General features: G+C 75.2%; 4 protein-coding genes. All 4 read right to left on the reverse strand.

The window, feature by feature from the left end; all coding sequences use genetic code 11:
- The coding region (locus AE652_RS35690; RefSeq protein ID WP_049659159.1) for a condensation domain-containing protein at positions 1-1,130 on the reverse strand (1,130 nt) is incomplete at its 3' end.
- Positions 1,127-3,175 (reverse strand): ABC transporter ATP-binding protein, encoded by a 2,049-nt coding sequence (locus tag AE652_RS35695; protein WP_063780377.1) that lies wholly within the window; start codon positions 3,173-3,175, stop codon positions 1,127-1,129. The genes AE652_RS35690 and AE652_RS35695, both read right to left, overlap by 4 nt.
- Positions 3,172-3,408, reverse strand: coding sequence for an MbtH family protein (locus AE652_RS35700; protein ID WP_049659160.1), 237 nt, complete (start codon positions 3,406-3,408; stop codon positions 3,172-3,174). The genes AE652_RS35695 and AE652_RS35700 overlap by 4 nt, the downstream gene beginning before the upstream one ends.
- A 67-nt stretch (positions 3,409-3,475) precedes the next feature.
- Positions 3,476-4,659, reverse strand: a 1,184-nt coding sequence (dpgC, locus tag AE652_RS35705; RefSeq protein ID WP_049659161.1) for a (3,5-dihydroxyphenyl)acetyl-CoA 1,2-dioxygenase DpgC, incomplete at its 5' end; no start/stop codon positions are given.

A 4,659-nucleotide genomic window follows, 5' to 3' on the forward strand; every position in this document is an offset into this window, starting at 1 on the left:
CGGCGGAGGTCCTGCTCTGGTGCACCGGGCGCGGCCTGGTCGGCGGCGGGGGCGGCCATCGGGCCGCGGGGGTAGTTCTGGAAGACCATCAGGGTGTCGAAGACCGCGCCCGGGCCGCCGGCGCGCTGGATCTCGGGCAGGCTCAGCTGCTGGTGGTCGAGCAGGGCAGCCTGCTGGTCCTGGAGGGCGGCCATGGCGGTGCGGAAGGGCACGGCCGCGTCCAGGCGCACGCGCACCGGCACGGTGTTGATGAACAGCCCGACCATCCGGTCGGCCTGCGGTACGTCGGCGGGGCGGCCGGAGACGGTCGCGCCGAAGACCACGTCCAGGCGGCCGGACAGCTTGCCGACCAGCAGCGCCCAGGCGACCTGGAAGACCCGGTTGAGGGTGACCCCGGCGTCGCGCGCGGTCTCCCGCAGCCGGTCGGTGAGGTCGTCGCCGATCCGGTCGATCACGTGCCGGAGCATCACCGGCGGGCCGCTGCGGTCGGCCGGGCCCACCAGGGTGGGCTCCCCGGTGCCGGCCAGCATCGCGCGCCAGGCCGCGCGCGCGGCGTCGGTGTCCCGGCGGCCCAGCCAGGCGAGGTAGTCGCGGTACGGCGGCACCTTGGGGAGCACCGAGGGGTCGCCGCCGTTGTCGTAGATCCGCCACAGCTCGTCGAACAGGATCGGCAGCGACCAGCCGTCCATCAGGATGTGGTGCATCGTCACCACCATCCGGTACCGGTCGGGGCCGGCGCGCAGCAGCAGCACCCGCAGCAGCGGGGGCAGGCCGAGGTCGAAGCGCCGGGCGTCGGTCGCGGCCAGGGCGCCGGCGCGGGCGTCGGCCTCCCGCTCGTCCAGTGCGCCGAGGTCGGCGTACGTCCACGGGATCCGCACGCCCTTGGCGATCACCTGGACGGTGTCGCCGGCCGCGCGGGAGCGGAAGCCGGCCCGCAGGCTCGCGTGCCGGTCCAGCAGCGCCTGCCAGGAGGCCTGGAGCACCTCGGGCCGCAGTTCGCCGTCGAGGTTGAGGACCCGCTGCCCCACGTACACGTCCCGGGGCGCGTCCTGGTCGTACGAGGCGTGGAACAGCAGTCCCTCCTGCAGCGGGGAAAGCGGCCACACGTCCTCGACCGTCAGCTGGCTCATCGTGCTCTCCGTTCGGGTTGGTCGGGCCGTTCGGGTCGGTCGGGGCCGGCCGCCGCCTGGGGCGGCGGCAGCAGGCGCAGGGGGCCTCCGCCGGGCGGCAGCGGGGGCGGGGCGCCGTAGCCGTCGGCCGGGTCCGGTCCGGCTTCGGGGCGCGGCGCGGGCGGGTCGGCGAACTGGGTGCGGTAGAGCTCCGCGTACAGGCCGCCGGCGTCGACGAGCGCGGTGTGCCGGCCGCGTTCGACCACGCGCCCGTCCTGGAGCACCAGGATCTGGTCGGCCTCGCGGATCGTGGACAGCCGGTGCGCGATCACCAGGGCGGTGCGGCCGGCCAGGGCCGTCCACAGCGCCTTCTGCAGGGCCGCCTCGGACTCCGAGTCCAGGTGCGCGGTGGCCTCGTCGAGCACGACCACGGACGGCTTCTTGAGCAGCAGCCGGGCGATCGACAGGCGCTGCTTCTCGCCGCCGGAGAAGCGGTAGCCGCGGTCGCCGACGACGGTGTCCAGGCCGTCGGGCAGCGCCGCGACCACGTCCCGGACCTGCGCGGCCTCGCAGGCCTCGACGAGCTCCGCCTCGGTGGCGTCCGGCTTGGCGTAGAGCAGGTTGGCGCGGATGGTGTCGTGGAACAGGTGGGCGTCCTGGGTGACCATGCCGACGGTGTCGCGCAGCGAGGCCAGGGACAGGTCGCGCACGTCGACGCCGCCGATCCGCACGGTGCCCCCGGTCGGCTCGTACAGCCGGGCCACCAGCTGGCTGACGGTGGTCTTGCCCGCGCCGGAGGGCCCGACCAGCGCGGTCAGCCGGCCCGCCGGGGCGCGGAAGCTCACCCCGCGCAGCGCCTGGGCGGTGCCGGAGCGCTCCGGGGCCGGCAGCGACAGCGTCTCCAGCGAGGCGAGGGAGACCTCCTTCGCGGCCGGGTAGCGGAACGAGACGTCCTCGAACTCGACCTCCGGGGCCCGGCCCGGGCCCGGTACGGGCAGGGCGACGGCATCGGGCCGCTCCACGATCAGCGGCTTCAGGTCCAGCACCTCGAAGAGCCGGTCGAAGGAGACCAGGGCGGTCAGGTAGTTCGACTGCAGGTTGGAGAGCTGGTTGATCGGGCCGAAGAGCCGGGCCAGCAGGGTGGCCAGGGCCACCAGGGTGCCGATCTGGATGCTCCCGGCGACCACCAGCTCGCCGCCGACGCCGTAGACCACCGCGGTGGCCAGCGAGGCCAGCAGCGTCACCGTCACCAGCAGCATCCGCGCGTAGACGGAGGTGACCACGCGCACGTCCCGCACCCGGGCCGCGTTGCCGGCGAACCGGCCGTCCTCGCGCTCGGGCCGCCCGTAGAGCTTGACCAGCAGCGCGCCGGCCACGTTGAAGCGCTCCTGCATGAGCGAGCCGAGCTCGGCGTCCAGCTGCATCGAGGTGCGCAGGTTGCGCTGCAGCCGCCGCCCCACGACCCGGCCCGGCAGCACGAACAGCGGCACCGTGACGAGCACCACCAGGCCGATCAGCCAGGACAGGTAGAAGATCGTGGCGACCACCAGGCAGAGCACCAGCAGGCTGGAGAGCACGTTGGACAGCAGCACCGTCACCGCCTGCTGGGCCTCCATCACGTCGGTGTTGAGCCGGCTCACCAGCGAGCCGGTCTGGGTGCGGGTGAAGAACGCGAGCGGCTGGCGCTGCACGTGCCGGAAGACCTCGGTGCGCAGGTCGTAGATCAGCCCCTCGCCGATGCGCGCCGAACTGCGGCTGACCAGGAAGCCCACCAGGGCCTGCAGCAGCGCCAGGACCGCCACCGCGACGGCGGCGCCCGCCACCACGGCCCGGTCGCGCGGCACGATGCCGCGGTCGATGAGCTCCTTGAACAGCAGCGGCGTGGAGACGGTGATGAGGGCGTCGACCACGGTCAGCGTCAGCAGCGCGACGATCTGCCGCCGGTAGGGCCGCAGGTAGGGCAGGATCCGCCGGGAGGTGCCGGGCCTGACCTGCCCCCGGGCCGGCCGCGTCCCGTCGCCGGGGGTCGCCCGGATGGTGATCAGCGGGCCCGGGCCGCTCGTCATGGCGCGACGACCTCCCTGCCGTCCGGCGCCGCGGCCGTCGGTGCCGGGGCCGGCGGGCGCTGGTCGGTCCAGACGCGGTCGACGTAGGCCAGGCACTCGTCGCGGGAGCCCCGGCCGCGGGCGATCCGCCACCCGGCGGGCACCTGCGCGAACCCGGGCCACAGCGAGTACTGGCCCAGGGGGTTGACCAGCACGAGGTAGGAGGCGTCCGGGTCGTCGAAGGGGCTGGTCATCTCGGTCTCCTTGTTCGTTCGGGTGCCGCCCGCCGGGGCGGCGGGGGAGGGCAGCGGCGCGGCGCTCTCACCCGGAGGGCCGGGCCGTGAAGCGGCCCGCCTTGCCGAGCACGTCCGCCGCGCGGACGCGCAGCGCCTGCTGGACGGCGAACTCCGCCAGGTAGGCGCGGAAGCCGTCCGCCGGTTCCAGGGCGAGGTTCACCATGCGGCGGTTGGCGGTGACGGCCGGGTCGCGCAGCAGCTCCAGGGCCCGTTCGACGGCCCGGTCGAGGTCCGCCGGGTCGACGACCTGGTCGACGAGGGTGCGGGCCTCGGGGTCGCTCGCGCGCACCCGCCGGCCGCCGAGGATGATCTGCCGGGCCAGCCGGGGGCCGGTCACCGCGGGCAGCCGGAAGTCCGCCGCGCCCGGGACGATCCCCTCCTGCGCGGCCGGCAGGCTCAGGTAGGCGTCGGAGGCCGCGAGCACGTGGTCCACCGCGAGCAGCAGCTGCATGCCGCCGCCGATCGCGAAGCCGTCCACCGCGGCCACCCACGGCATGTCGGTGAACGGGTAGCGCCAGGACGCGTCGTCCGTGCGCAGCCCGAGCAGCAGCTTCCTGAGGTAGCCGAGCTCGCGGCGCAGCAGGAACCCGACGAGGGTGATCTCGCCCGCGTGCAGCCGCTTGAGGTTGATCCCGGCGCTGAACACCCGGCGCCCCGCGTAGCGCGGGTGGGTCATCTCGCCGCCCCGGATCAGCCCGATCTCGCACCCCTCGTCCAGCAGCGCGAGGTCGACCGCGGTCTCCATGTCGTCGACCTGCTGCTCGTCCTCGGCGTTGAGGCGGTCCCCGGCGCACATGGTGATCCGGGCCACCCCCGCGCGCCGCTCCAGCCGGGTGCTGTCCATCCGCACCACCCCGGTGGCGCGGAACTCCCCGAGCAGCTCCAGCGCCCGCCCGGTCGGCCGCAGCATGGAGTCCATCAGGTGGCCGCCGGCGGCCGGGCCGCGCAGCACGCCGCGCAGCAGGACGCCCAGGTCGACCTCGTAGCCGAGGCGCTCGGCCACCGGCAGGGCCCGCTCCGCCCGCAGCTGCGCCGCGGTGGGCACCAGGTTCGGTACGGCGCGGGCGGCGCCCTCCACCAGGGCGTCCAGCCGGGGGCGCAGGGTGCGGCCCGCGGTGATCCGGTCGTAGAGCTCCTCGGCGTGGCGGTCCAGGAAGGCGGTGCGCCGCGCGCGGCCGGCGTCCAGCTCCCGCTCGGCGCGCTCGCGCT

This window comes from Kitasatospora sp. MY 5-36 (genome assembly GCF_001182915.1).
Classification (GTDB): domain Bacteria; phylum Actinomycetota; class Actinomycetes; order Streptomycetales; family Streptomycetaceae; genus Kitasatospora.

What these genes read in the sequence shown, in the direction of transcription:
- AE652_RS35695 (WP_063780377.1), bottom strand. Translation starts at nt 3,175, where the DNA reads ATGACGAGCGGCCCGGGCCCGCTGATCACCATCCGGGCGACCCCCGGC.
- AE652_RS35700 (WP_049659160.1), bottom strand. Translation starts at nt 3,408, where the DNA reads ATGACCAGCCCCTTCGACGACCCGGACGCCTCCTACCTCGTGCTGGTC.